The following is a 23925-nucleotide window of genomic DNA, read 5'->3' on the forward strand; positions in this document are numbered from 1 at the left end:
GGGATGCCCCCTCGTCTATGATAACGATAGATCAATCAAATACGGATTCACCTGTTCAATAGGAGGAAATGACAAAATGGAACATATTGCCGAACTGCAGCATGTCACGAAACGTTTTGGAAGCAAAGCGGCGGTCGATGACGTTTCATTCACGATTGATAAAGGATCCATCGTGGCCGTCCTGGGGCCCAACGGAGCCGGGAAAACGACGACGATCTCGATGATGCTGGGGCTTCTCGAGCCGACGAGCGGCTCTGTCCGGCTGTTCGGGCAAACCCCGAAGCAGCCGCAGGTCAAGCAGCGCATCGGGGCGATGCTCCAGGATGTCAGCGTGATCGACGGCCTGAAGGTGCGCGAGGTGCTGGCCTTGATCCGCAGCTATTACCCCCGGCCGATGAGGCTGGAGGAGCTGGCTGCCCTGGCCGGGTTCACCGAGGAAGACCTGGGCAAACGGGCGGAGAAACTCTCCGGCGGCCAGAAACGGAGGCTCGGGTTCGCTCTGGCGCTGGCGGGAAATCCCGATCTGCTGTTTTTCGACGAGCCGACCGTCGGCCTGGATACACCCGCGCGCCGCTCCTTTTGGGAACAGGTCCGAGCGCTTTCGGACCGGGGCAAGACCATCCTCTTCTCCACGCACTACCTGCAGGAGGCCGAGGACGCCGCGGACCGCGTGATCCTGTTCAATCGCGGCAAAATTGCCGCCGACGGCACGCCGCAGGCGATCACGGCCCAGCTGACGAGCCGCTCCGTGACCTTTACGACCGATACAAGGTCGCTAGAAGGCCACGCTCTGATGAGTGCCGATACCGAACAGCACATCCGCGAGCGCCTGCTCCCGGTTCCTGGCATCCATGACTGCACCTGCCAGGAAGGACGCTGGACCGTCACGGCGGACAATACCGATACGGTGCTGGCCGCAATTTTCCGATACCAACTTCCGGTTCACGATATCCGGACCCAGCAGGGCCGGCTTGACGACGCTTTTGAAATCATGATTCATAATGACGACACACAGGGGGCTGTTTCCTAATGCACATGTTATTCATGCAGTGCCGGGCCGAAATGCTGCGGATTATCCGGAATCCGTACTACGTTTTCTGGTCCTTACTGATGCCGATCGTGTTCTATTTCATTTTTACCCGCCTCGTGAATGCCGGCATTGAAGGCGCCTCCGAATGGCAGGCACGTTACCTGATGTCGATGACTTCCTTCAGCGTGATGGGTTCGGCGATCATGACGCTGGGCATTCGCATGGTCCAGGAACGCACGCACGGATGGTCGGTCTTTATGCGGATTACCCCGCTGCCCTCCAGCATTTATTTCTTTGGAAAAATGTTTGGCCAGATGGTCATGCACATGTTCTCCATCATTGTTATTTTTGCTGCAGGCTTTCTTATGAATGGCGTCCATTTGTCAGCTGGCCAGTGGGTCGGCAGCGGACTGTGGATATGGCTCGCCTCCATCCCCTTCCTGGCCCTCGGCACCCTGGTCGGGACGATGAAAAGGGTCGATACCGCCAGCGGTGTCAGCAACATGGTGTATATGATTCTGGCGATCGTGGGCGGCATGTGGTTTCCGATCGACAGCTTCCCGGCTTTCCTGCAGAGCATCGGCAAGTGGCTGCCTTCCTATAACTTCGGAAGCGGAGCCTGGGATATTGCCGCGGGTCATTCCCCCAGCTGGCAGCCGGTATTGATTTTGCTGGGATATCTCATCTTGTTTATGGTATTATCCACCTATATACGAAAGAAACAGGAAGCGGTGTAATGCCATTGGCACGTCGAAAAACAGAGATTTTCCCAAGAGCGCTCGGGTTTTCCCCTTATGTATGGCTCGTGTATATGGTCATTCCGTTGTTTAATATGGCCTATGAGAGCGGCATCAAAATGGTGCTCGGCTACGCCATGATCGCGGTCTTTATCGTGTCGTATCGTCAGCTCTTTTTTTCCGAAAGGTTAACGGCTTTCTGGCTTGCCGTTCAGATGATTATTATTGTGACGCTGTCTGTGCTCTACCTCCCTTTTTATTCGTTTATGGGCTTTTTTACCGCCAACTTTATCGGCAATTATCAGGATGACCGGAAATTCAGGATCGCCTTCGCTGCCTTCGTTGTGTCCATCCTGCTCCCAATCCTGGGGAACATTCGTCATCTGACCGTATCGGACTACTTAACGCTCGTTCCCTTTATTATGATTATGTTGATGACCCCCTTCGGCATGCGTTCCATGAATCTGCGAAAGCAGCTGGAGCTGCAGCTGAACGAAGCCAGGGAGCAGATCGAAATTTTGGTAAAAAAGGAGGAGCGGCTGCGTATTGCCCGTGACCTTCATGATACGCTGGGACATACGCTGTCCTTGCTCACCTTAAAAAGCCAGCTGGTTCAGCGGCTGACGGACAAGGATCCGGAGAAGGCACGGCTGGAAGCCCGTGAAATGGAAGAGACCTCCCGGGCGGCCTTAAGACAGGTACGTGAGCTGGTTTCCGATATGAGGACCTTGACGGTGGCGGAAGAGATCGAAGAAGTCCGCTCGATTTTGCACAGCGCTGACATCACCTTGGAATCCGAGGGGGATACGCGACTGACCGGAATTCCCGATCTGACGCAAAACATCCTCAGCATGTGCCTGAAGGAAGCGGCGACCAACATCATCAAGCACAGCCGGGCCACGGCATGCACTATTACTATTCGGAAGGGAACTTCCGACGTCCGGATGGTCATTCGGGACAACGGCGTCGGTCTGGAGGACAGCGGGCTGTCTACGAGCCAGGGCAATGGGCTGAAGGGCATGTCCGAGCGGCTGGCGCTGATCGACGGAACGCTGGAGCTGTCCTCTTCCGGCGGGACCGAGCTCATCATTACCGTGCCGATTATTATTAAAGGGAAGGAGAGTGTTACGGCATGATCCGTATTCTGATCGCTGAAGACCAGCGTCTGCTGCGAGGCGCTCTCGCTTCGCTGCTCGATATGGAGGAGGATATGGAAGTGGTGGGCCAAGCCGGCGACGGCCAGGAAGCCTTGGACCAGATCCTGTCTTTACAGCCGGACGTCTGCCTATTGGATATTGAAATGCCCGTTATTACCGGACTTGAGGTCGCCGAGAGGCTCAAGGCGCAGATGGCGGCTTGTAAAATCATCATATTAACGACGTTTGCGCGGCCGGGATATTTTGAACGGGCCGTGAAAGCGGGCGCCTGCGGATATTTGCTGAAGGATGAGCCGAGCGAGAAGCTGGCCGAAGCCATCCGGCGGGTCATGGCCGGCCACCGCGAGGTCTCACCAGAACTCGTCTTTGGCTCGTTCCGCCAGGAAAACCCGCTCACCGCGCGGGAGCGCGACATTTTACGGCTGATTGCGGAAGGCAAGACAGCGAACGAAATTGCGGCGACCCTGCACTTGTCGCACGGCACCGTTCGGAACTACATTTCCGAAACGCTGAACAAATTGTCGGCCAAGAACCGGATCGAAGCGATCGGGATCGCCGAACAGAAGGGTTGGCTCTAGGAAGGACTGAAAGGCTTCTTTATTTGAAAAAACACGAACGGGGACCGGCTCATGCAGCCGGTCTTTTTGCCGTCGGTGTAGGCTTGGGTTCTCCCCTTTTCGGTACCGAGTGATTTGTGACCGCGTCACCTTCCTCCAGCTTCAAGCCGGATAATAGATGACCATGCTTAATCTCGTTAGCGAGCCGCCGGAATTATGGTACGTATGCGGCCGGTCGGCCTTGAACCGGATCGAGTCACCGCTCCCGATGGTATGCTCGCTGTTGTTCACGCGGATGGTCAATTCCCCTTCGTACACCGTAATGTACTCCTCCGTTCCCTCACCATGCGATTCCGAAGCGAGAAATCCTCCTTTATCGATCTCGACCGCATACATCTCGAAACGCCGCTCTTCATCAAACGGGAAATAAGGGTAGACCCGGTATTTGCCGTTGTCTTCGGATAGCTGCTGGACCTCGCTTTTCTGAATCACTTTGGTGTCAGGCTGGGGCTGGTTAATCAGCGACGTGAACGAAATTTTGAGACCGTTGGCGATTTTCCAAATGGTTGTGATTGTGGGGCTTGATTCGCCCCTTTCGATTTGGCCGATCATCGTCTTGCTGACCCCGGTGAGCTCGGCTACTTTTTCCAGACTGAGCTTTTTATTGTCACGGATGCTCTTCAAATTCCGCGCAATGATCAGATTGATTTCTTCCATGGGCACACCTCTTCCAATCGATTATGTACAATATAACGATCACAATGTACAATATGAAGTATAAATGCGTTATAGCGTAATTTTCGGACATTATAACATACAAACGGAGGAGACCCAAGATGCCTGTATTTTCGTTTCTGGTCTATATTGTAGTAAGCACCTTTACCCCAGGCCCCAACAACTTTATGGCGATGCTGTTTGCTCACCGGTACGGTTTTCGACGAACGATCCGATTCTGTCTGGGCGTTGGCGCCGGCTTTTTTGTCGTTGCCCTGCTGTGCAGTTACTGCAATCTGCTGCTCAAAAATCTCATTCCCGGCATCCGGTGGTGGATGACGATTCTCGGAGCGACCTACATGCTGTATCTCGCCGTTAAAATCATGTTCCACCGCAAGAAGTCAGCGAGCAGCAAGGAGGACAAAAACAACCGCTTTCTGACGGCGGTGCTGCTGCAGTTTATCAATCCTAAAGGCATTTTGTACGCCATAACGGCCGTATCCACCTTTATTCTCCCGTACCATTCTTCCCATCTGGCCTTGATCGGCTTCTCTTTGTTTCTGGCACTCTTGAGCGTGATAAGCACCTTCTGTTGGAGCATGTTCGGCTCCATATTTCAGCGATGGCTGTCAGCATACCAGACCCCGTTTAACGTCGCGATGGGCCTGCTTCTCGCATACAGCGCAGTTTCCATCCTGGTCGAATAAATGTGGAGTTCGGCACAGCGTCTGCCTGAAGATCATCCACAGAAATTTGCACGCATACAGGAGAAAGCCTCTCCTCGGCAGGATCAGAGGTAGCGGCCCGTTCCCCCATTCTTATGTAAAAAGGAGCCGTCCCCGGCTCCTTTTCTATGTTCGTATTGGTCCGCTTTACAGCGTTTCGCTCCAGTCATGCACCATGCTGCCTTCCAGGAACTTCTCGCAGTCCATGGCGGCCATGCATCCGGTACCGGCAGCGGAAATCGCTTGGCGGTAACGTACATCCTGCACGTCGCCGCAGGCGAATACGCCTGGAATGTTCGTTTCGGTCGTTCCCGGCTTCACCTGAATGTAGCCGATTTCGTCGGTCGTAATCTGGCCGTCGAGGAACTTGGTGTTCGGCGTATGGCCGATCGCCACGAAGACGCCGTCTGCTTCGATCAGTTCTTCTTCGTTCGTCTCATTGTTGCGGACCTTCAGTCCCTTCACGCCGTGCTCACCGGCCACAATTTCAAGCGGCGTACGGTTGAGCGACCAGATGATCTTTTCGTTCTCGCGGGCGCGGTCCTGCATAATTTTGGACGCTCTCAGCTCTTCTCTCCGGTGAACCAGCGTAACGCTGGAACCGAAACGGGTCAGGAAGCTGGCTTCCTCCATGGCAGAGTCCCCGCCGCCAATCACAACGATCTTTTTGCCGCGGAAGAAAAATCCGTCGCAGGTCGCACATGTGCTGACTCCACGTCCGACATTTTCCTGCTCGCCCGGAATGCCCAGGTATTTGGCCGAGGCGCCTGTGGAAATAATTACGGATTCCGCCTCAATCTCTCCCATGCCTTCCACGGATAGCTTGAACGGGCGTTTGGAGAAATCGACTTTGTTGACCCAGCCGGTTTTAAACTCGGCGCCGAAGCGTTCCGCCTGCTTGCGCATGTTGTCCATGAGCTCAGGGCCCATGATGCCCTCCGGGAACCCCGGAAAGTTCTCTACCTCAGTTGTGGTGGTCAGCTGTCCGCCGGGCTGCATGCCTTCGATAACCAGCGGCTTCATGTTGGCGCGTGCCAGATAAATCGCGGCCGTCAGGCCGGCAGGTCCTGTTCCGATAACGATGGATTTGTACATGAGAATTGCCTCCTTTTCGAACGGAAATGAATGGGTCTATTTAGATATTCTCCGTAAAAGGCCGGAAAATATCATCGCTTTCTTCATCCAGTGAACATACACTGTCGATCCGCTTGACGTTGCGGCTCACCGTGGAGACCGAAACGCCATAGCGCTGGGCCACCTCCTGGTAAGTCAGGGCGCGCCCGTGCTTCTTGGCCGTCAAGTATTCCAGAGCCGCCGACCAGCCCTCCGCCTGCCTGATGAGAGGTGTCTCGGGATGCAGCTTATTGATAAACTGGTGCCATAATTGCTGCACATGGTTTTTCTGTGCGCGGTCGGCCACCGTCTCCATGCTTTTCAGGGCCTTGTCGACGACGGACTGCAGCGTCCCGTTCCACTTGGGCAGACCCGCAGCCACTTCACGGTATGCCGCTGCCCCGACGGCCGTGCCAGGAAGTTCGGAGCTCTCAACCCCGAGATCCCGAAGCACCCGACGCGCTTCAGCTTTGAGCTCGCTCAGCACGTCCGGGTCTTCGAGGAAGGTCATCAGCGTCTCCTTGACTTCGTCATCGGCAATCCAGGCCAAGGCCCGGATGACCTGCAGCTTGGTACCGGAATCTCCGTACCGGAGCGCCCAGGAGAAGGAAGACCGAATCAGCGGGTTGTTCTTGATTTCCTCGGACATGCCTTCCCCGTCCTTCTCCCACCGCTTCAGCTGCTCTTCAAAGGGCAGATGATATTGATAGCTGAGCTTGACGCTTCCGCCGAAGCCTTCCCTCAGCTGGTCCAAATAAAACCGGGGAATTCCCGATTCCGGGTCCAGCTTCATGGCTGTGCTCCAGTAACGGGCCGCATCCTTGCTTCTGCCGCTATTATAAGCGGCGACCGCTGTGTAATGGTAGAGGCTCGGATCATCGTTGAGCTCGTCATCCTTCAGCAGGCGGCGGAAATGACCGAAGGCCGCTTCATGCCGGCCCAGAATCCCCATCGTCGTCGCAAGCTTGAATACATGTTCCTGATGAAAAGGAACCGTAACCTCCAGCATCTTCATCAGGCCATCTAAAGCTTCAGTATCCCCTTCATGCTGGTAAAAAACCGCCAGGTTGCACAGTCCGTGCAAATTTCCCGGCTCCAGGGACAGTACTTCGCCGATGGTCTCCTTTGCTTTGCGGAACAAGCCCATGTAGTAATAAGCAAGGGACAAATTGTTGCGCGCCGCAAGAAAGTCGGGGTCTTCCTTCACGATGCCTTCCAGCAGCTCGGCCGCCTGGGCAAACTTCCCTTCTTCCATCAGGGACCGCGCGCGCTCGTGCTCCACGATGCCCCCGCGGCTCTTAATCCGGCTCAGCTTGGTCGGCCGCTTCAGCTCATACTGAAGCAGCTCCATCATTTCTTCCGCTTCGTCCAAAAATTGCCCGGCCGGGTCCTCCTCCAAATACGTGACCAGTGCGCGTTCCGCTTCCTCAAAGTTCTCCATGTTGGCGTAATTGTTGGCCATATAGAAGTAACACTCTGTCATGGTCGCATCCACATGCTCCAAAATGTGCGCAAGAACGGCGTTTGATCCTTCATAATCGCCCATCTCTGATAATATACCCGCCATATTGCAATGATTCACCGGATTTTCCGGCTCATATTCAACAGCTTTGCGAAAATATTTTAATGCCTTATCGTATCGGTGCCGGTCCAGAGACCGAACCGCTCGTTCAAAAAAGAAATTGGCATCCATTTGAATGGGTATTACTTTTTGGTGTAGGTCCTCCGCCCGCAGATGATAATCGTTCATTCCTAAGCAAGGCACCTCCTTGATTGCTGGATAGAACGAACTGAAGCCACCGCTTCGCCCCTCTGGAATCAGAGAGTACATACGCCGAACTTTAAGTTCAATCTATCCAGAACAGTATACCATAAGATGCAAGGGGCAACTAAGCCATAATCTACTATATAAAAAATGTACATCGACGTATATTCATTGAAGATAAGACCGCGTTTATCCCCCGCGCAAGCGCAAAAAGACCCCGGGGCAGCTATACCCCGGCGTCCTTGAATAAAGTGGCGATCGACCCGCCCTCGATAATAATCCGTGTGGCCCGCGCCAGCATCGGCGCAATCGTCAAGATGTGCAGCTTCTCCGGCCGCGCTTCCGGGATGGCGATCGAATCCGTCACTACGATCTCCCGGATATGGGGATGATCGAGCCGCTGCAGCGCGTCGGCCGAGAACAGGCCGTGCGTGGCGCATACGATCGCCTCGGACGCTCCGCGTTCCTTCAGGCCCTCGACCACATTGACGATCGTCGATCCCGTATCGATCAAGTCCTCGATGATGATCGGCGTCCGTCCCTTCACATCGCCAATAACATGCGTAATGACGGACTCGTTATGCGCAGGTCTCTTCTTGATCATGATCGCAAACGGAGAATCGAGGTGATTCGCCAGCTTCTCCGCGGTGGACGCCCTTCCGGCGTCCGGCGACACGATGACCGGCTGGTCGATTTGAAGCGATTTCAAATGACCGCTGATGAGGTCCAGCGCCGTGAGATGGTCGACGGGAATATTAAAAAAGCCCTGAATAGCAGGTGCATGCAAATCAACTGTAATGACCCGGTTCGCCCCGGCCGTCGTCAGCACGTCCGCCACCATTTTGGCCGTAATCGGTTCACGCGGTGCGGACTTGCGTTCCTGGCGGGCATACCCGTAGTAAGGAACGATAATGTTCACCGTACGGGCCGAAGCCCGCTTGGCCGCGTCAATCATGACCAGCAGCTCGACGAACAGTTCATTAATCGGGTGAGACAGGGACTGCACGAGGAAGACGTCGCAGTTGCGGATGCTTTCCTCATAGTTCACATAGATTTCCCCGCTTTTGAAACGGGAAAGCTTAACGCTGCCCAGCTCCGCACCCAGCATATCGCAAATTTTTTCAGTTAGAACAGGATTCGATGATCCGGAAAAAATACGCAGCTTATGTTGCATACGACCCTCCTGATAACCCGTCTTCTATACTTAGATTATACATCGGTTCGCTCCCGGAATGAAATCGCGCCGATGAGTCCGGCGGAAAAAATATTTCCGTCCCTGTCATCGGCGCCACTTCAAACGGCCCTAAGCCCGCAGCAGACCGTACACTTACAAGCCTGCTTATACCTCCAGCGGAATCCGGCTGCGCTTCCGCCCTTCGAAAACAACAAGTTCGCGGAAACCAACCTCCCAGAGCATGTTCCGGGCGGCTTCCAGATTCTCGCCCAGCTTGAGCGGATCATGAGCGTCTGAGCCCACCGTGAGCGGAATGCCCAACCGGTATGCCTCCTCCAGCATGCGCCGGGACGGGAACATTTCCGCACAGGGCTTGGACAATCCCGACGCATTCAGCTCCATCGCCACCCCGCTGGCCGCAACAGCGGCAAGGGCAGCGTTTTCCAGCGCTTCTACTTCCCTTGCCGCCTCGGGACCTGGATGGTACCCGAACCGCTTGATTACGTCCAGATGGCCCATAATGTCGTAAAAGCCGGTGGCAGCCGCCTTTTTCACCGCATCATAATACGTTTCGTATACCTTCAGGACATCCTTGCCTTCCCAGCTTTGCACCTGGCGGTGATCCGTAATGTCCCATTCGCCCAAAAAGTGCACCGAGCCAATAATGTAATCCCAAGGATATGCGTTCACGATCTTTTCAATTTCCGCCTCATAGCCCTCGATATAGTCGCCCTCCAGGCCGACCCGAATGTCGATTTGGCCGCGGTAGCGCTCCTTCAAAGACAGGCACTCCTCCACATATCGCGGAAGCTCCTCCATCGGCATCGCCATCTCCGGGTAATACGAAGCCGGGTCCACATGAAGCAGTGGCATATGGTCGGACAAACCGATCTGTCCCAGCCCGATGTCAACCGCGCGGCGCACATATTCCTCGAGCTCGCCTACGGCGTGGCCGCACCGGACATGGTGGGTGTGGTAATCGATGTACATAGCGGTTTCCCCCCTAATCCCGGCGGGGACGCTCGTGGCGGCGGTCCAGCTCGGCCATGATATCATCCAGCGGCAGCTTGCGTTCCTGCAGCAGCACCAGAAGGTGATAGATCAGGTCGCTGACCTCAAGGCGCAGCTCGTCGTTGTCCTTGTTTTTGGCTGCGATGATCGTCTCTGCAGTTTCCTCGCCGACCTTTTTCAGAATTTTATCGACGCCTTTGTCAAAAAGATAGGTCGTATACGCGCCTTCCGGACGCTCCTTCTCGCGTTCCGCGATCACCTGCTCGAGCTCCTCCAGCACCGCAAAGCGGTGTCTTCCTTCGCCCGCCGCACCGACCCCTTCGGCCGATTGCTCCTGTCCCGGAACGGCAATGCCGCGGTAAAAGCACGTTTCCTCGCCGGTATGGCATGCCGGACCCTTCGGACGGACCAGGAACAGCAGCGTATCCCCGTCGCAGTCATAGCTGGCGGACACAATGCGCTGAGTGTTGCCCGACGTCGCTCCCTTGTTCCACAACTCCTGTCGCGAGCGGCTCCAGAACCAGGTCTCCCCGGTTTCGATCGACCGTTTGAGCGATTCTTCGTTCATATAAGCCATCATCAGCACTTTACGCGTCGTGGCGTCCTGAATAATGGCGGGTACGAGGCCGGCCTCGTCATAACGGATTTGCCCCTGCACCTGCTCCAGTGAGAATTGCTGTGTGTTGCTGCTCATCGGATTTCAACCCCTTTTTGCTTTAAGTCCTGCTTTAATTCCGGTATCGATATTTCCTTGTAGTGAAAAATGGTAGCTGCCAAACCCGCATCCGCCTTCCCCTGCGTGAAGACTTCGGCAAAATGCTCCTTCGTTCCCGCTCCGCCTGAAGCGATCACCGGAATCCGGACAGCGTCCGCGACCGCTGCGGTGAGAGGAAGGTCAAAACCGTCCTTCGTGCCGTCAGCGTCCATGCTCGTCAGCAAAATCTCTCCCGCTCCGAGGGCTTCCGCTTCCTTCACCCAGTTCAGCGCCCGGATGCCTGTCGCTTTGCGTCCGCCGTGCGTGTAGACCTCCCACTCGCCCCAAGCCTCGTTATACTTGGCATCGACGGCCACGACGATGCACTGTGAGCCGAACCGGCGCGCGCCTTCCGATACGAGCTGGGGATTCAGGACGGCCGCCGTGTTGATGCCGATTTTGTCCGCGCCTGCGCGCAGAATCCGCTTCATGTCATCGACATGGGAAATGCCGCCGCCTACCGTGAACGGAATCGCGATTTCCCCTGCGGTTTGCCGCACGACCTCCACCATGGTGGCGCGTCCTTCCACCGACGCCGAAATGTCCAGAAATACCAGCTCATCCGCGCCTTCCTTGTCGTACAGCGCCGCGAGTTCCACCGGATCGCCCGCGTCCCGCAAATTTTCAAAATTAACACCCTTCACCACACGGCCGTCCTTAACGTCCAGGCAGGGAATGATTCGTTTTGCCAGCATGGGCCTCGCTCCCTCTCTTTTCGTGCTCACATGGTAGTCTGACTACCGTTTATCCCTTTATATCTGCAAAAGAGAGCTTCCGCTCTCTCGATCCTCACGTTTATGCTTGTTCAGCGATTCGCCGAAGCGCATCCGCAAGCTGAATGCTGCCCGTGTACAACGCCTTTCCGACGATAGCTCCGCCCACGCCGTCGCCGCGGTGTCCGCTGAGGTTCAGCAGGTCCTCGGTGACCGTCACGCCGCCCGAAGCGATCACGGTGCGTCCGCTGGCTTTGGCCAGTGACACGATGGCCTCGATGTTCGGCCCCTGCATCATGCCGTCGCGGGAGATATCGGTGAAGATGAACGTTTCCGCTCCTTTGGCCGCCAGCTCTTTAGCCAGCTCCTCGGCCTTAACCTCCGACGTCTCCAGCCAGCCGCGGGTCGCCACATAACCGTTCCTCGCATCGATTCCGATCGCCACGCGGTCTCCATAAGTGCCTAGCACCGCCTCAGTAAAGGCGCGATCCTCGATCGCCGCCGTGCCGATAATGACCCGGCTCACGCCAAGGCCCAGCAGGCGCTTCACGTCATCCAGGGTGCGCAGTCCGCCCCCGACTTGAACGGGGACCTGAACGCCTTTGGCAATGGCTCCAATGACCTCGTCGTTTACCGGGCGCCCTGCCTTGGCGCCGTCCAGATCCACCAAATGAATATAGGCACCGCCCTGTGCTTCCCAAGCCTTGGCGGCCTCGAGCGGGCTGTCGTTATATACCGTTTCCTGATTGTAATCCCCTTGAACCAGCCGTACGCACTTGCCTCCGCGAATATCGATGGCCGGATAAATGATAAATGAAGACATCGTTCTCCCCGCTTTCCTGTTATTCCACGCCGGTCAAGAAGGCGTTAGACCTTCGCTCCCGTCAGCCGCAAAAAGCTGCGCAGCAGCTGCACGCCCAGCTCGCCGCTTTTCTCCGGATGAAACTGCATGCCATATACCGACCCCCGGCCCACGATCGCGGTCACCGGACGGCCGTAATCCGTTACCGCCAGCAAATCGGCGGGTTCGTCCGGCAGCACATGGTACGAGTGGACAAAGTACACATGGCCCTCCGTAAGGCCGCTGAAGAGCGGACTATCCTTTTGCACAAACTGCAGCCGGTTCCAGCCCATGTGCGGCACCTTCAGCTCGCCATCCGGGAAGCGGACCACCCGACCCGGCAAGAGGTTGAGCCCTTCGTGATGGCCATGCTCCTCGCTGCTGCCAAACAGCAGCTGCATGCCGAGGCAAATGCCGAGCAGCGGCTTACCGCTCTCAGCGGCCTGCCGAACTACCCGGTCAAGCCCGGTTTCACGCAGGTGCTCCATCGCGTCGCCGAACGCGCCAACGCCAGGCAGGATGACGCCGTCAGCCCCGAGAATGGCTTCGCGGTCGCCCGTCACAAGCGCCTCGGTGCCGAGACGTTCGACGGCCTTGCTGACGCTGTGCAGGTTGCCCATGCCGTAATCCACAATGGCGATCGTCACGGTTACAGCACTCCCTTCGTTGATGGAACCCCCGTAACCCGTGGATCGATGCTGGTCGCCTCATCCAGCGCACGCCCCAGCGCCTTGAACACCGCTTCGATCATGTGGTGTGTGTTCTGGCCGTAATGAACGATGACATGCAGCGTGATACGTGCCTCCAGCGCCAGCTTCCACAGAAACTCATGCACCATTTCGGTGGAGAAGCTTCCGACTTGGCTAGAAGGATACTCCGCCCGGTATTCGAAATGCGGTCGGTTGCTCACGTCGATCACGACCTGCGCGAGCGCCTCGTCCATCGGAATAAACACGTTCGCGTAGCGCTTGATGCCCTTTTTATCGCCGAGGGCTTCCCTTAATGTATGGCCGAGGCAGATGCCGATGTCCTCCACCGTATGGTGGTCGTCAATCTCGATGTCGCCTTTGGCCTTCACTTTCAAATCAAACTGGCCGTGCTTCGTAAACAGATCCAGCATATGGTTCAGAAACGGCACATCCGTTTCCAGTTCGGATACCCCGGTGCCATCTACGCCAAACGTCAGCTGAATGTCGGTCTCGTTCGTTTTGCGGCTGATGCTTGCACGGCGCTCGCTGCTTTGATTAGTCATGTTCTAGTCTCTCCCTTCGATTTCGCGTTTCAGCCGGACCTCAATGGCCCGGGCATGCGCTTCCAGCCCCTCGCCGCGCGCCAGCTCCATAATCGCTTCGCCGTTTTTCAGGAGCGCTTCCTTGCTGTAGTAGATCATGCTGGACTTTTTAATAAAATCATCGACATCGACCGGTGAAGAAAACCGGGCCGTGCCGTTTGTCGGAATGATGTGGTTGGGCCCGGCAAAATAGTCCCCTACCGGCTCGGAGCTGTATGCTCCGAGGAAAATCGCCCCGGCATTCTCGATCAGCCCGACGATCGCCATCGGATCCTGGACCATCAGCTCCAGGTGCTCCGGCGCCAGCCGGTTGACGACCGAAATGCCTTCCTTCAGCGACTCCACCACGATGATGGCTCCGTAGCCCTCCATCGAAGCCGCCGCGATATCCCGGCGGGGCAGGCTCTCCAGCTGCCGCTTTACCTCGGCAGCGACCGCATCCGCCAGCTGCCGCGAAGGCGTCACCAGAATCGCGGACGCCATCTCGTCATGCTCGGCCTGGGACAACAGGTCGGCCGCCACGAATTCGGGGTCGGCCTGCTCGTCGGCCAGCACGACGATTTCGCTCGGCCCGGCGATGCTGTCGATGTCGACCGCACCGTACACTTCCCGCTTGGCCAGCGCGACATAAATATTGCCCGGCCCGCAGATCTTATCCACCGGCGCGATCGTCTCCGTGCCGTACGCCAGTGCCGCGATGGCCTGGGCACCGCCAACCCGGTAAATTTCATGGACGCCGGCTTCCGCGGCCGCCACCAGAATATACGGGTTGATGCCCTCTTTTCCGCCCGTCGCCGGCGGCGTCACCATGACGATCTCCGGAACGCCCGCCACCTGAGCCGGAATGACATTCATCAGCACGGACGACGGATAGGCCGCTTTCCCGCCCGGCACATAGACGCCGACCCGCTTCAGCGGACGGATGATTTGCCCCAAGATGCTGCCGTCCGGCTGCAGATCCATCCAGGAGTTTCTTTTCTCTCTCTCGTGGAACGCGCGAATGTTGCGCGCCGCCGCCGAAATCGCTTCGACGAACGATGGCTCAACCTTTGTGTAGGCCGCCTTCAGCTCCTCTTCGGTCACGCGCAGCCCCGATGCCGTCAGCTTCGTGCGGTCGAGCTCTTCCGTGTACCGGAGCAGCGCTGCATCGCCCTCCTGCTTTACGTCCTGCACGATCCGTTTGGCGGCTGCATTTTGCTCCGGCGTGCCGTACTCGACCTCCCGCCGCAGATCAAAATCCTCAACCGGTACGATTTTCATCCCATTCTCCCCCTCTGCTATCTCTTCGCCATCCACTCTGCTTGGCTTTATCCCGAACTATTCCGAAGCGGAAATCACTTTCTGAAGCCGGTCGCAGAGCAACTGGATTTGCCCGTTCTTCATCCGATAGCTCACCCGGTTAGCCACCAAACGGCTCGTTATTTCAAAGATGCTGTTCATTTCCACCAAACCGTTCTCCCGCAGCGTCTGACCGGTTTCCACCATATCGACAATCCGGTCGGAAAGCCCGATCAACGGCGCAAGCTCGATGGAGCCGTTCAGCTTGATCACCTCAACCTGCTGCCCCTGCTCGCGGAAGTACTGCGACGCCACATTCGGGTACTTCGTTGCTACGCGCTGCTGAATGCCCGGCTTCCAGTCGGGCAGACCGATCACGGACATCCGGCATCTGGCGATACCTAAGTCCAGCAGCTCGTAGACATCGCGATTTTCTTCCATCAGTACATCCTTGCCGACGATGCCGATGTCCGCGGCGCCGTATTCCACGAAGGTCGGCACATCCACCGGTTTGGCCAGAATGAATTCCATGTCCAGCTCCGGCAGCGGAATGACCAGTTTGCGCGACTCATCGACCTCTTCCGGGATCGGAAGGCCGGCTTCACGGAACAATGCCGACGCTTTTTTATAGATCCGCCCTTTCGGCATCGCCACTTTTAAAGTTTCTGCCAACGTTCTCCCTCCTGCTTCTCATGTTCATCTATCTCAATTCGCTGTTTATGTCTTTCTAATCCTGCCCCAGGGTCTCTTTACCCCAAACTCCCGCCAAAAGTGATAACCTCTCCATAAGCTTGGCTGGTCGCCCCTGGTTGCGCCGCATCCGGGCCGGTATGATCTCCGTCGATCAACAGCGTAACAACCGATTGTCCCTGCGCACGAAGCCTCGCCGCCTCCGCCAGGCCTTCCTTGCGATGAGCTGCGTCATAACGGACGAGAACAGGCAGCACAGCCGCTTCCTGCACGCCGTTGACGCCATCCAGAATACGGTTCGTTTTCAGCGCGAATCCCGTCGCCGGAACATCCCGTCCAAACTGCTTCAGCAGATTGTTGTACCGTCCGCCGCTGCAGACCGGGAAGCCAAGCTCGGAGGCGTAGCCTTCAAACGTCATTCCTGTATAATAGGAAAAGTCTCCGATCATCGTCAGATCGATAAGCACGTGCTCCGACACGCCATACGCCTCCAGCACCTCCCATACTTTGCACAAATGGCTGATGGATGCTCTTGCGAGCGGATGACCGCTCAGCTCCAGCGCCTGATCGCAAATTTCCTGGCCTCCGCGCAGACGGAGAAGACCTTCGAGCCAATTCCGCTGTTCATCCGTTACACCCAGCTCGCTGATCGTTTTACGGAAACCGACGAAGTCGCGGCTGAGCAGGCCCTCTTTCAGTGATTGCTGAGCTTCGGTTGATCCCGGGAGGATTTCATCAAACAACCCGTTGAGAAACCCGACGTGGCCCATGGCAATTTTAAAAGAGGACACTCCTGCCGCCTTCAAAGACTCGATGGCCAGCGCCACGACCTCGGCATCCGCTTCGGGTGAATCGTCACCGACCAGCTCTACCCCGGTCTGAAAAAATTCCGCTTCCCGTCCGGCTTCTTCCTCAATGGCCCGGAACACGTTCGCGTGGTAAGACAGCCGGATGGGCAGAGGCTCTTCCTTCAGCAGCGACGAAACCACCCGGGCGATCGGAGCCGTCATATCCGAACGAAGCACCAGTGTGGTGCCCCGGTTATTCAATAATTTAAACAGCTTGCGGTCCGACGTGGAGCTTGCCACGCCTACCGTATCGTAATATTCCATCGTCGGCGTCATGATTTGCCGGTAACCCCAGCGGCTCATGCAGTCAAGCACGTCGCGCTCGATCCGGCGCAGCTTGGAGACCGCATAAGGCACATAATCGCGGACGCCTGAAGGCTTTTCAAAACCTTTCGGCTTGGTCACGTCCCATCACCTCGAACAGTTATATTTCTTCATCGTGTTAAAGTGCTACCATACTACCAAAGTAAAGAATAATGGCTATATTAACATGAAAAGGCAGATTCGTCAATTGCCATACGTTTCACTTCCGTGCACTTGCCTCGGCTTGATACAAAAAAAACATTCAAAATCCAAGCTTTTGAATGTTTTCGTATGTGCGGCGCTGCCTTTATTCATCCGATGCCGGCACGGACGAGGAATGCGCCTCCTCCTCCGTTTTCGAATCCGAACGTCTCAGCTCGCGCAGCGGGTTTCCGCCGACAAAGGCACCCGCCGGTACGCTCTTGTGCACGACGGACCCGGCGGCAATGACAGCGCCGTCCCCAATCGTGACTCCCGGCAAAATGGTCGTATTCGCTCCGATCAGCACATTGCTGCCGATCAGGACTTGTCCCAGCCGGTATTCCTTAATCAAATATTCGTGGGCGAGAATCGTCGTGTTGTACCCGATCACCGAATTGTCCCCGATCGTAATGTTCTCCGGAAAGAACACGTCCACCATGACCATCAGGCCAAAGGCAGCATGCTCTCCCACCTTCATCCCCAGCAGGTGACGGTAGATCCAATTCTTTAGCGGAAGAATCGGGCAGTACCGGGCCGCTTGTATACATATGAAATTTTTAACCCCTTTCCAAGGGCTGACCGTTCTATAGATTTGCCACAGCGCGTTCGGGCCTTCGACCGGGTAACGGGTCACGTTTCTGCTCACAATCGCCTTACTCCTGTTCCACCAAGGAATATAAATCGGTCATATCATGCAGTATGTAATCCGGATTATACTCGCGGAGCACCTTCTCGCCTTTCAGCGACCAAGCGACCCCTGCAGACCGGGCGCCTGCCGCCTTGGCGGATTGAATATCCACCGGGCTGTCCCCGACCATCAACGTTGCTGCCGGATCCGCTCCAAGCTGGCTGATGGCCATCAGAACCGGCTCCGGATGCGGTTTGGGATGCTCGACGTCCATCACCGTTACAATCGCCTTCATATACTTGTCCAACCCGAACATCTCCAGCACGCGGAACGTCCCCGGCTTGTTTTTGGTGGTCACAACGCCCATCGTAATGCCGCGCCGGTCCAGTTCCTTGATTACCTCCAGCACATGCGGAAAAGGCTGTACCATCTCGTCGTGATGAGCGTCGTTATACGTTCTGTAAGCCTGGTGAAAATGGGTCACATCCTCGCTCCCCGAGAAAAACTGGAGCTGCTGCTCCAGCGTCATCCCCATTTTTGGAATGATCACTTCCCGGGTCAGGGGAGTCGGCACATGCTTCTCCAGTACATGCATAAACGAGCTGATAATCAATTCATTCGTATCAATAATCGTTCCGTCCAAATCAAACAGTACGGTATCTATCATGCTGTCGTTACTCCTTTTTGTCCTCCACTACGGCGTTCTCCTCGCGGTGCTCAGGGGTAGCAACGGGTTCTACTTTAGCATCATGATCCAGCGCGGTTGCTTCCGGCACCGTATCTTTCGGCGCTTTCGTCGAGACGATCGGATCCAGATAGTGCTCCTTCGCCTGACCGGTTGTACGGCGCACAATGATCAATACAATGGCGACGACGATAATCAGGATGGCCAGGAGCTGGGAAATGCGGACATTTCCGTAGTTCGGGTCAAGCGCACCGTGCTCGAATCCCATCCACTCCATCGGTTTCCACAAACCGTTAACCATCGATGCCAGCCATTCCGGACCCTTAAAAGCAAGGCTGTCCGTCCGCAGTCCTTCGATAAAGAACCGCCCGATCGAGTACCAAATAAAATAAGAAAGGAACAATTCAGCCGCGCGCAAAAACTTTTGACGACGGAGAATAAACAAAATGATGATGCCCACCAGGCTCCATAACGATTCGTACAGGAAGGTCGGATGGTGGTATACGCCCTCGACGTTCATTTGGTCTACGATAAAAGCAGGCAAATGCAGATTGTTCCGCAGGAAAAACTCATTCACCGGACCGCCGTACGCTTCCTGGTTCACATAGTTGCCCCAGCGACCGATCATTTGCCCCGTAAGCAGGCTGGGTGCACAAATGTCGGCAATGCGCCAGAAGTTGTACCCTCTGTAACGGAAATAGATGATGGCGCAAATGATCGCTCCGATCAGCGCACCGTAGATGGCAATCCCGCCGTTCCATATTTTAAAAATGTCCAGCAGGTTGTTCTTGTAATCGTCCCACATGAAGGCCACGAAATAGATCCGCGCCCCAATAATAGCCGACGGGACTCCCAGCAGCAGCAAGTCCATGAAAAATTCAGGCATAATGCCGAATCTTCTGCCTTCCCGGATGGCCAGGAGGAGGCCAACCAGCGCCCCCAAGCCCAGGATCAGACCGTACCAGTGAACCGACAGGGATCCAATCGAGAAAGCGATCGGATTAATTAGCAATGTAGCCATGTATCCACTCTCCTAGTCCATATCGTCCATATCTTCTGCAATGGTGGCTGTGAGCTTATTCGTAAACTGCAGGGCCGCATTCAAACCCATTTGCTTCAGCCGGTAATTCATGGCCGCCACTTCGATGATGACCGCAAGGTTACGTCCCGGACGTACCGGAATGGTCACGAGAGGAATGTCGGTATCGATGATTTTGGTCGTTTCTTCATCCAGTCCGAGCCGGTCGTACTGTTTATCCTGCTGCCAGGCCTCGAGCTTGACGACAAGCGTAATTCGTTTGTTGTTCCGGATTGCTCCGGCTCCGAACAGGGTCATGACGTTGATTATCCCGACGCCACGGATCTCCAACAGATGGCGAATCAGCTCAGGAGCCGATCCGTGCAGCTGAAAGTCCGAGGTCTGCCGGATTTCCACCGCATCATCAGCGATCAGCCGGTGGCCCCGTTTGACCAATTCCAGTGCGGTTTCACTCTTCCCGATGCCGCTGCTGCCGGTAATCAGCATGCCTACCCCATAGACGTCGCACAGTACGCCATGAATGGTAGTGGTCGGCGCCAGCTTTCTCTCCAGAAAGCCGGTAATCCGGCTGGATAGGATGGTCGTCGCCATATTGCTCCGCAGGATGGGCAGGTTCTTTTCCTGGCTAAAATGGATCAATTCTTCGGGCACTTCCAGCCCTCTCGTGACAACAATACAAGGCGTTTCCTCGCTGCTGCACAGGCGCTCCATCCGTTCTTTCCGTTCTTCTGCCGTAAGCATGGCAAAAAAGGCCAGCTCCGTTCGTCCCAGCAGCTGCACCCGTTCCTCAGGATGATATTCAAAATAACCTGCCATTTCCAGACCCGGTCTGTTTAAATCGTCTGTCGTGATGGCCCGTCTTAGGCCGTGTTCCCCTGAAATGACCTCCAGCTGAAATTGCTGGACCAATTCAGATACTCTTACTTTCTTAGCCATTTCACGTCTCCCTTTCTATCAGCTGGCTCTTCTGTCAGCCGACTGCCGCCGGTCAAACCATGAATTTTCTAATGTACCCATCGTAAATGATATTTCCTATGAATGCAATGTCAGCCGCCTATTCGCTCCAAATACAAAAGAGCCGCCCGAAAGGGCGGCTCTTCATCTTCAGGCATTCCGCCTGGAATTAGTCAGCCAACAATACGTTCAGCTCAGACTCTTTGTCGAAGATATGAATTTTGTTCATGTCGACAGCCAAACGAGCGCTGTTGCCTTCACGAGTCGTAGAACGTCCGTCTACACGGGCGATAACGGTGTCGTTACCCAATCCGCTCAGGTAGAGGAGCATTTCGTGACCAAGGTTTTCTGTTACGTCTACATGGGCCGTGAAGATCGTATTCGGAGATGCTTCCAGGAATACAGGCTCTTCATGAATATCTTCCGGACGAACGCCCATGATCACTTCTTTGCCGATGTAGCCTTTGCTCTTCAGGATTTGCGCTTTACCGCCTGGAACTTCTACGTCAAGTCCTTGGGATTTGAAGCGTACAGAACCGTTGGACTCGCTGAGTGTTCCGTTAATAAAGTTCATGGTAGGCGATCCGATAAAGCCGGCAACAAACAGGTTGTTTGGATTGTTGTACAGCTCTTCCGGAGAAGCAGCTTGTTGAATAATGCCGTCCTGCATAACCACGATACGGTCACCCATCGTCATGGCTTCCGTCTGGTCATGTGTTACGTAGATACAAGTGGTTTCAAGGCGTTTCACCAGTTTCGTGATTTCCGCACGCATCTGACCACGAAGTTTAGCGTCCAAGTTGGAAAGCGGTTCGTCCATCAGGAAGACTTGAGGATCACGCACGATCGCACGTCCCAAGGCAACACGCTGACGTTGACCACCGGAAAGAGCTTTTGGCTTACGATCCAGCAAATGCTCGATATCGAGGATTTTCGCAGCTTCACGTACACGTTTATCAATTTCATCCTTTTTCACTTTACGCAGCTTCAGACCAAAGGCCATGTTTTGGTATACGTTCATGTGTGGATACAAAGCGTAGGACTGGAACACCATCGCGATATCGCGGTCTTTAGGAGCTACATCGTTCACGACGCGGTCGCCAATGTAAAGTTTACCGTCAGAGATTTCTTCCAGACCGGCGATCATACGAAGCGTCGTAGATTTACCGCAACCGGAAGGACCTACCAACACCAGAAACTCCTTATCCTTGATATCAAGGTTGATATCCATAACTGTTGCTTTGTCAGAACCCGGATACTTTTTGAAAATATGCTCTAAACGTACACCTGCCATGTGAATTTGCCCCCTTAGTGTATAGTTATGAAATCGAATACATTATGATAGTTATATATTACCCAACATCTCGCAGACTGGCTATACACAATCTGCACAAAAAACCTATTTTCTTTTCGTCACTTTATACAATAGCATCGTCAGCTTCACCAAAACCGCGTCCCCAAAGCTTCTAACGTCCAGATTGGTCTCTTGTTTGATCTTATCAAGCCGGTATAAAAGGGTGTTTCGGTGAATATATAGTCGCTTCGCCGTCTCGCTGACATTGCAGTCGAGCTGAAAGAAAGTCTCCAGTGTCGACAACGTCTCGTTGTCGCTGAACAATACGCCGTGGTCTCCTGCCTGTTCGAGAAAGCGGCGGCGCTGCTCCATCGGGATGCTGTAGATTAAACGCTCAAGGAGCAGCTCCCATGGAAAGTGGACATGCTCCGACACATGAAACGTCCGTCCCAAGAAAATAGTTTCCCGAAGCATGCCTACCGTGCCCGGCAGTGACTTCAAGGGGATGAACGAAGGCGCGGCGGATAGATGAAAAGCGCCAACCCATTCGCTTGCAATCAGCTCATAGAGCCCCATACAGAACGCGGAGAGCATGTCTGTTTCCGATTCGCCGTTATCCTCTTCTTTCTCGTCATTGCTGCCGGCCACCAATTCTTTTCTGGCCAAGATGAGCCACTCGTTGTCGCGGAGAGCCGCAAGCACTACCTCTCCATCGAAGTAGCTGCGCAGCAGCTTTTTCAGCTGGCTCCCCTTAACATCGGAGGCATGGATACTCTCACAAGTCAGCAAAAAGGGAGTCATCTCTGCGGAAAGCAGACGTTTTAGTTCCAAATCGTCAGGCAATTCGGCATCGTCGTGTCCCAGGTCGAGCTGCTCTTGAATCCATTGACTTAGTCTCAGGAGATCCCGTTCCTCATCGCCCTGGGCTTCCACGGCATCACCTGTTTGCTCTCTTACCGCAGACAGCAGTACACCGATCAAGCGGGATACTTCATCATTGACCAGCTCAGAACTGGTTTCAATTACGTGTACCCGCCCGTTCTTGATAAACAGCGGGAACCAAACTTTGTCCTCCACCATCACCACATCCTGGAGGCTTCTATGCTCGGTCTGCTTCCCTTTCTTCGAAGAAGCCTTGCTGGATATCGAAACGGGTAAATAAACCGCCTCCGACTGCTGTTTGCTCAGCTCCTTGATATGTAACGTTCCGCCTACGACCTGCTCCAACTTGCTTCGTAATGTTTCCATCTCCACCATTGATGTCATCCACCACTTTGCCATTTTTATTAATCATCTTACCATATTCCTATATAAAATCGAAAACCACACTTCTTATGCACACCAGATCGTCAGGCCATAAAAGACAAAAAGACCATCAACCGAAAGGTTAATGGTCTTTGTGATGAGCCATGAAGGACTCGAACCTTCGACACCCTGATTAAAAGTCAGGTGCTCTACCAACTGAGCTAATGGCTCTTACAACTGGTGGAGGCTGATGGATTCGAACCACCGAACTCGTACGAGAACAGATTTACAGTCTGCTGCGTTTGGCCACTTCGCTAAGCCTCCATATAAGGTGGCTCGGGACGGAATCGAACCGCCGACACGAGGATTTTCAGTCCTCTGCTCTACCGACTGAGCTACCGAGCCATACATACAAAAATAAAGCGGGTGATCTTAATCTTCCCACTTTACGCTGTGGAAATTCACTATGCAAAACATCATCTTCAATCTATATCAAGCATATAGATGAAGTAAATAATAATGGCGGGACCGACGGGATTCGAACCCGCGGTCTCCTGCGTGACAGGCAGGCATGTTAGGCCTCTACACCACGGTCCCGCATTATTAGATGGTGCCGGCGAGAGGACTTGAACCCCCAACCTACTGATTACAAGTCAGTTGCTCTACCAATTGAGCTACACCGGCATATGATGGTGGAGGCTGAGGGGATCGAACCCCCGACCCTCTGCTTGTAAGGCAGATGCTCTCCCAGCTGAGCTAAGCCTCCAGGTATGTATGGTAGCGGCGGAGGGGATCGAACCCCCGACCTCACGGGTATGAACCGTACGCTCTAGCCAGCTGAGCTACGCCGCCATACTAAAACTTGCTAAGATGTGATTCAAATGGCGGAGAGAGAGGGATTCGAACCCTCGCACCGCTTACGCAGTCTAACCCCTTAGCAGAGGGTCCCCTTATAGCCACTTGGGTATCTCTCCAAGCATAACCTCGGTATACAAAATGTATAGCCAAGAATAATTTCAAAACACATTCAGGAATTTGACTCCCTGAAAACTAGATACGAAACGAATCTGTGTTTTATATTTTGGATAAGCCCTCGACCGATTAGTATTGGTCAGCTCCATGCATTGCTGCACTTCCACCTCCAACCTATCTACCTCGTCGTCTACAAGGGGTCTTAC

24 protein-coding genes, 8 tRNA genes and 1 rRNA gene are annotated in these 23925 nt (G+C 54.8%); 5 read left to right on the plus strand and 28 right to left on the minus strand.

Going from position 1 to position 23925, the window contains the following annotated elements:
• The first annotated feature begins 76 nt into the window (after window positions 1-76).
• The 4 genes from C7820_RS23740 to C7820_RS23755 are packed head-to-tail and all read left to right on the plus strand — an operon-like array spanning window position 77 to window position 3502.
• Entirely contained in the window at window positions 77-1030 is a 954-nt protein-coding gene (locus C7820_RS23740; protein ID WP_116233100.1) for an ABC transporter ATP-binding protein, read from the plus strand.
• The gene (locus tag C7820_RS23745; RefSeq protein ID WP_116233101.1) at window positions 1030-1767 is read left to right on the plus strand and encodes an ABC transporter permease; all 738 of its coding nucleotides are present in this window, start codon (window positions 1030-1032) and stop codon (window positions 1765-1767) included. The genes C7820_RS23740 and C7820_RS23745 overlap by 1 nt, the downstream gene beginning before the upstream one ends.
• Window positions 1767-2903, plus strand: coding sequence for a sensor histidine kinase (locus C7820_RS23750; protein WP_181909175.1), 1137 nt, complete (start codon window positions 1767-1769; stop codon window positions 2901-2903). Before C7820_RS23745 ends, C7820_RS23750 begins: the two co-directional genes overlap by 1 nt.
• Entirely contained in the window at window positions 2900-3502 is a 603-nt protein-coding gene (locus C7820_RS23755) for a response regulator transcription factor (RefSeq protein WP_116233102.1), read from the plus strand. Before C7820_RS23750 ends, C7820_RS23755 begins: the two co-directional genes overlap by 4 nt.
• Before the next feature lie 141 nt (window positions 3503-3643).
• Here the strand turns inward: C7820_RS23755 and C7820_RS23760 are convergent, their stop codons facing one another.
• A complete protein-coding gene (locus C7820_RS23760; protein WP_076173180.1) occupies window positions 3644-4198 on the minus strand; it encodes a helix-turn-helix domain-containing protein in 555 nt (184 codons plus the stop codon).
• Between the two features lie 119 nt (window positions 4199-4317).
• On the opposite strand from C7820_RS23760, the gene C7820_RS23765 reads away from it, so the two are divergent.
• Window positions 4318-4902 (plus strand): LysE family transporter, encoded by a 585-nt coding sequence (locus C7820_RS23765; protein ID WP_116233103.1) that lies wholly within the window; start codon window positions 4318-4320, stop codon window positions 4900-4902.
• 165 nt (window positions 4903-5067) lie between these two features.
• Here the strand turns inward: C7820_RS23765 and trxB are convergent, their stop codons facing one another.
• From trxB to C7820_RS23900, 27 genes are all read right to left on the minus strand, one after another.
• Window positions 5068-6015, minus strand: coding sequence for a thioredoxin-disulfide reductase (gene trxB / locus C7820_RS23770; RefSeq protein ID WP_076173182.1), 948 nt, complete (start codon window positions 6013-6015; stop codon window positions 5068-5070).
• A gap of 40 nt (window positions 6016-6055) precedes the next feature.
• Window positions 6056-7783, minus strand: a complete 1728-nt coding sequence (locus C7820_RS23775) for a tetratricopeptide repeat protein (protein WP_116233104.1) — start codon at window positions 7781-7783, stop codon at window positions 6056-6058.
• Between the two features lie 241 nt (window positions 7784-8024).
• Entirely contained in the window at window positions 8025-8972 is a 948-nt protein-coding gene (locus tag C7820_RS23780; protein WP_116233105.1) for a ribose-phosphate diphosphokinase, read from the minus strand.
• Between the two features lie 165 nt (window positions 8973-9137).
• Complete coding sequence (gene hisJ, locus C7820_RS23785; RefSeq protein WP_116233106.1) at window positions 9138-9962, minus strand: histidinol-phosphatase HisJ; 825 nt, start codon at window positions 9960-9962, stop codon at window positions 9138-9140.
• A gap of 13 nt (window positions 9963-9975) precedes the next feature.
• The gene (hisIE, locus tag C7820_RS23790; RefSeq protein ID WP_116233107.1) at window positions 9976-10677 is read right to left on the minus strand and encodes a bifunctional phosphoribosyl-AMP cyclohydrolase/phosphoribosyl-ATP diphosphatase HisIE; all 702 of its coding nucleotides are present in this window, start codon (window positions 10675-10677) and stop codon (window positions 9976-9978) included.
• Window positions 10674-11432 carry an imidazole glycerol phosphate synthase subunit HisF gene (hisF, locus tag C7820_RS23795; protein ID WP_116233108.1) on the minus strand — a complete coding sequence of 253 codons (759 nt, stop codon included), beginning with the start codon at window positions 11430-11432 and terminating at the stop codon, window positions 10674-10676. Before hisF ends, hisIE begins: the two co-directional genes overlap by 4 nt.
• A gap of 100 nt (window positions 11433-11532) precedes the next feature.
• Window positions 11533-12273 (minus strand): 1-(5-phosphoribosyl)-5-[(5-phosphoribosylamino)methylideneamino]imidazole-4-carboxamide isomerase, encoded by a 741-nt coding sequence (gene hisA, locus C7820_RS23800; RefSeq protein ID WP_076173188.1) that lies wholly within the window; start codon window positions 12271-12273, stop codon window positions 11533-11535.
• 44 nt (window positions 12274-12317) lie between these two features.
• The gene (gene hisH, locus C7820_RS23805) at window positions 12318-12938 is read right to left on the minus strand and encodes an imidazole glycerol phosphate synthase subunit HisH (protein WP_116233109.1); all 621 of its coding nucleotides are present in this window, start codon (window positions 12936-12938) and stop codon (window positions 12318-12320) included.
• 2 nt (window positions 12939-12940) lie between these two features.
• Window positions 12941-13543 (minus strand): imidazoleglycerol-phosphate dehydratase HisB, encoded by a 603-nt coding sequence (gene hisB, locus C7820_RS23810; protein WP_076173190.1) that lies wholly within the window; start codon window positions 13541-13543, stop codon window positions 12941-12943.
• Window positions 13544-13546: 3 nt separating this feature from the next.
• Window positions 13547-14842: a histidinol dehydrogenase gene (gene hisD, locus C7820_RS23815; RefSeq protein ID WP_116233110.1), complete on the minus strand. Its 1296-nt coding sequence runs from the start codon at window positions 14840-14842 to the stop codon at window positions 13547-13549.
• A gap of 57 nt (window positions 14843-14899) precedes the next feature.
• Window positions 14900-15532 (minus strand): ATP phosphoribosyltransferase, encoded by a 633-nt coding sequence (gene hisG / locus C7820_RS23820; RefSeq protein WP_116233111.1) that lies wholly within the window; start codon window positions 15530-15532, stop codon window positions 14900-14902.
• A gap of 77 nt (window positions 15533-15609) precedes the next feature.
• Window positions 15610-16803, minus strand: a complete 1194-nt coding sequence (locus C7820_RS23825; RefSeq protein ID WP_116233112.1) for an ATP phosphoribosyltransferase regulatory subunit — start codon at window positions 16801-16803, stop codon at window positions 15610-15612.
• 205 nt (window positions 16804-17008) lie between these two features.
• Window positions 17009-17548, minus strand: a complete 540-nt coding sequence (locus tag C7820_RS23830; RefSeq protein WP_116233113.1) for an acyltransferase — start codon at window positions 17546-17548, stop codon at window positions 17009-17011.
• A 7-nt stretch (window positions 17549-17555) separates the two neighbouring features.
• Complete coding sequence (ppaX, locus tag C7820_RS23835) at window positions 17556-18197, minus strand: pyrophosphatase PpaX (protein ID WP_076173195.1); 642 nt, start codon at window positions 18195-18197, stop codon at window positions 17556-17558.
• A 7-nt stretch (window positions 18198-18204) separates the two neighbouring features.
• On the minus strand, window positions 18205-19236 hold the full coding sequence (lgt, locus tag C7820_RS23840; protein WP_089549417.1) for a prolipoprotein diacylglyceryl transferase: 1032 nt from the start codon (window positions 19234-19236) through the stop codon (window positions 18205-18207).
• 12 nt (window positions 19237-19248) lie between these two features.
• Window positions 19249-20190, minus strand: coding sequence for an HPr(Ser) kinase/phosphatase (gene hprK / locus C7820_RS23845; RefSeq protein WP_076173197.1), 942 nt, complete (start codon window positions 20188-20190; stop codon window positions 19249-19251).
• Between the two features lie 187 nt (window positions 20191-20377).
• Entirely contained in the window at window positions 20378-21502 is a 1125-nt protein-coding gene (locus tag C7820_RS23850; protein ID WP_076173198.1) for an ABC transporter ATP-binding protein, read from the minus strand.
• A 105-nt stretch (window positions 21503-21607) separates the two neighbouring features.
• Window positions 21608-22750 carry a PucR family transcriptional regulator gene (locus tag C7820_RS23855; RefSeq protein ID WP_258875368.1) on the minus strand — a complete coding sequence of 381 codons (1143 nt, stop codon included), beginning with the start codon at window positions 22748-22750 and terminating at the stop codon, window positions 21608-21610.
• A 155-nt stretch (window positions 22751-22905) separates the two neighbouring features.
• Window positions 22906-22978, minus strand: a tRNA-Lys gene (locus tag C7820_RS23860).
• Between the two features lie 7 nt (window positions 22979-22985).
• Window positions 22986-23071 (minus strand) — tRNA-Tyr (locus C7820_RS23865).
• An 8-nt stretch (window positions 23072-23079) separates the two neighbouring features.
• Window positions 23080-23152: transfer RNA gene (locus C7820_RS23870), tRNA-Phe, on the minus strand.
• Window positions 23153-23267: 115 nt separating this feature from the next.
• A tRNA-Asp gene (locus tag C7820_RS23875) sits at window positions 23268-23344 on the minus strand.
• Window positions 23345-23355: 11 nt separating this feature from the next.
• Window positions 23356-23431, minus strand: a tRNA-Thr gene (locus tag C7820_RS23880).
• A 6-nt stretch (window positions 23432-23437) separates the two neighbouring features.
• A tRNA-Val gene (locus C7820_RS23885) sits at window positions 23438-23513 on the minus strand.
• Between the two features lie 9 nt (window positions 23514-23522).
• Window positions 23523-23599 (minus strand) — tRNA-Met (locus C7820_RS23890).
• A 30-nt stretch (window positions 23600-23629) separates the two neighbouring features.
• Window positions 23630-23721 (minus strand) — tRNA-Ser (locus C7820_RS23895).
• A 107-nt stretch (window positions 23722-23828) separates the two neighbouring features.
• A 23S ribosomal RNA gene (locus C7820_RS23900) occupies window positions 23829-23925 on the minus strand; the annotation flags it as partial.

Origin of the sequence: Paenibacillus sp. VMFN-D1 (assembly GCF_003386155.1) — a bacterium.
In the GTDB taxonomy this organism is placed as follows: domain Bacteria; phylum Bacillota; class Bacilli; order Paenibacillales; family Paenibacillaceae; genus Paenibacillus_AQ; species Paenibacillus_AQ favisporus.

Excerpts from the sequence above, each read along its gene's own strand:
- C7820_RS23740 (WP_116233100.1), top strand. The coding sequence starts at position 77 with ATGGAACATATTGCCGAACTGCAGCATGTCACGAAACGTTTTGGAAGC.
- C7820_RS23745 (WP_116233101.1), top strand. The coding sequence starts at position 1,030 with ATGCACATGTTATTCATGCAGTGCCGGGCCGAAATGCTGCGGATTATC.
- C7820_RS23750 (WP_181909175.1), top strand. The coding sequence starts at position 1,767 with ATGCCATTGGCACGTCGAAAAACAGAGATTTTCCCAAGAGCGCTCGGG.
- C7820_RS23755 (WP_116233102.1), top strand. The coding sequence starts at position 2,900 with ATGATCCGTATTCTGATCGCTGAAGACCAGCGTCTGCTGCGAGGCGCT.
- C7820_RS23760 (WP_076173180.1), bottom strand. The coding sequence starts at position 4,198 with ATGGAAGAAATCAATCTGATCATTGCGCGGAATTTGAAGAGCATCCGT.
- C7820_RS23765 (WP_116233103.1), top strand. The coding sequence starts at position 4,318 with ATGCCTGTATTTTCGTTTCTGGTCTATATTGTAGTAAGCACCTTTACC.
- trxB (WP_076173182.1), bottom strand. The coding sequence starts at position 6,015 with ATGTACAAATCCATCGTTATCGGAACAGGACCTGCCGGCCTGACGGCC.
- C7820_RS23775 (WP_116233104.1), bottom strand. The coding sequence starts at position 7,783 with ATGAACGATTATCATCTGCGGGCGGAGGACCTACACCAAAAAGTAATA.
- C7820_RS23780 (WP_116233105.1), bottom strand. The coding sequence starts at position 8,972 with ATGCAACATAAGCTGCGTATTTTTTCCGGATCATCGAATCCTGTTCTA.
- hisJ (WP_116233106.1), bottom strand. The coding sequence starts at position 9,962 with ATGTACATCGATTACCACACCCACCATGTCCGGTGCGGCCACGCCGTA.
- hisIE (WP_116233107.1), bottom strand. The coding sequence starts at position 10,677 with ATGAGCAGCAACACACAGCAATTCTCACTGGAGCAGGTGCAGGGGCAA.
- hisF (WP_116233108.1), bottom strand. The coding sequence starts at position 11,432 with ATGCTGGCAAAACGAATCATTCCCTGCCTGGACGTTAAGGACGGCCGT.
- hisA (WP_076173188.1), bottom strand. The coding sequence starts at position 12,273 with ATGTCTTCATTTATCATTTATCCGGCCATCGATATTCGCGGAGGCAAG.
- hisB (WP_076173190.1), bottom strand. The coding sequence starts at position 13,543 with ATGACTAATCAAAGCAGCGAGCGCCGTGCAAGCATCAGCCGCAAAACG.
- hisD (WP_116233110.1), bottom strand. The coding sequence starts at position 14,842 with ATGAAAATCGTACCGGTTGAGGATTTTGATCTGCGGCGGGAGGTCGAG.
- ppaX (WP_076173195.1), bottom strand. The coding sequence starts at position 18,197 with ATGATAGATACCGTACTGTTTGATTTGGACGGAACGATTATTGATACG.
- lgt (WP_089549417.1), bottom strand. The coding sequence starts at position 19,236 with ATGGCTACATTGCTAATTAATCCGATCGCTTTCTCGATTGGATCCCTG.
- hprK (WP_076173197.1), bottom strand. The coding sequence starts at position 20,190 with ATGGCTAAGAAAGTAAGAGTATCTGAATTGGTCCAGCAATTTCAGCTG.
- C7820_RS23850 (WP_076173198.1), bottom strand. The coding sequence starts at position 21,502 with ATGGCAGGTGTACGTTTAGAGCATATTTTCAAAAAGTATCCGGGTTCT.
- C7820_RS23855 (WP_258875368.1), bottom strand. The coding sequence starts at position 22,750 with ATGGAAACATTACGAAGCAAGTTGGAGCAGGTCGTAGGCGGAACGTTA.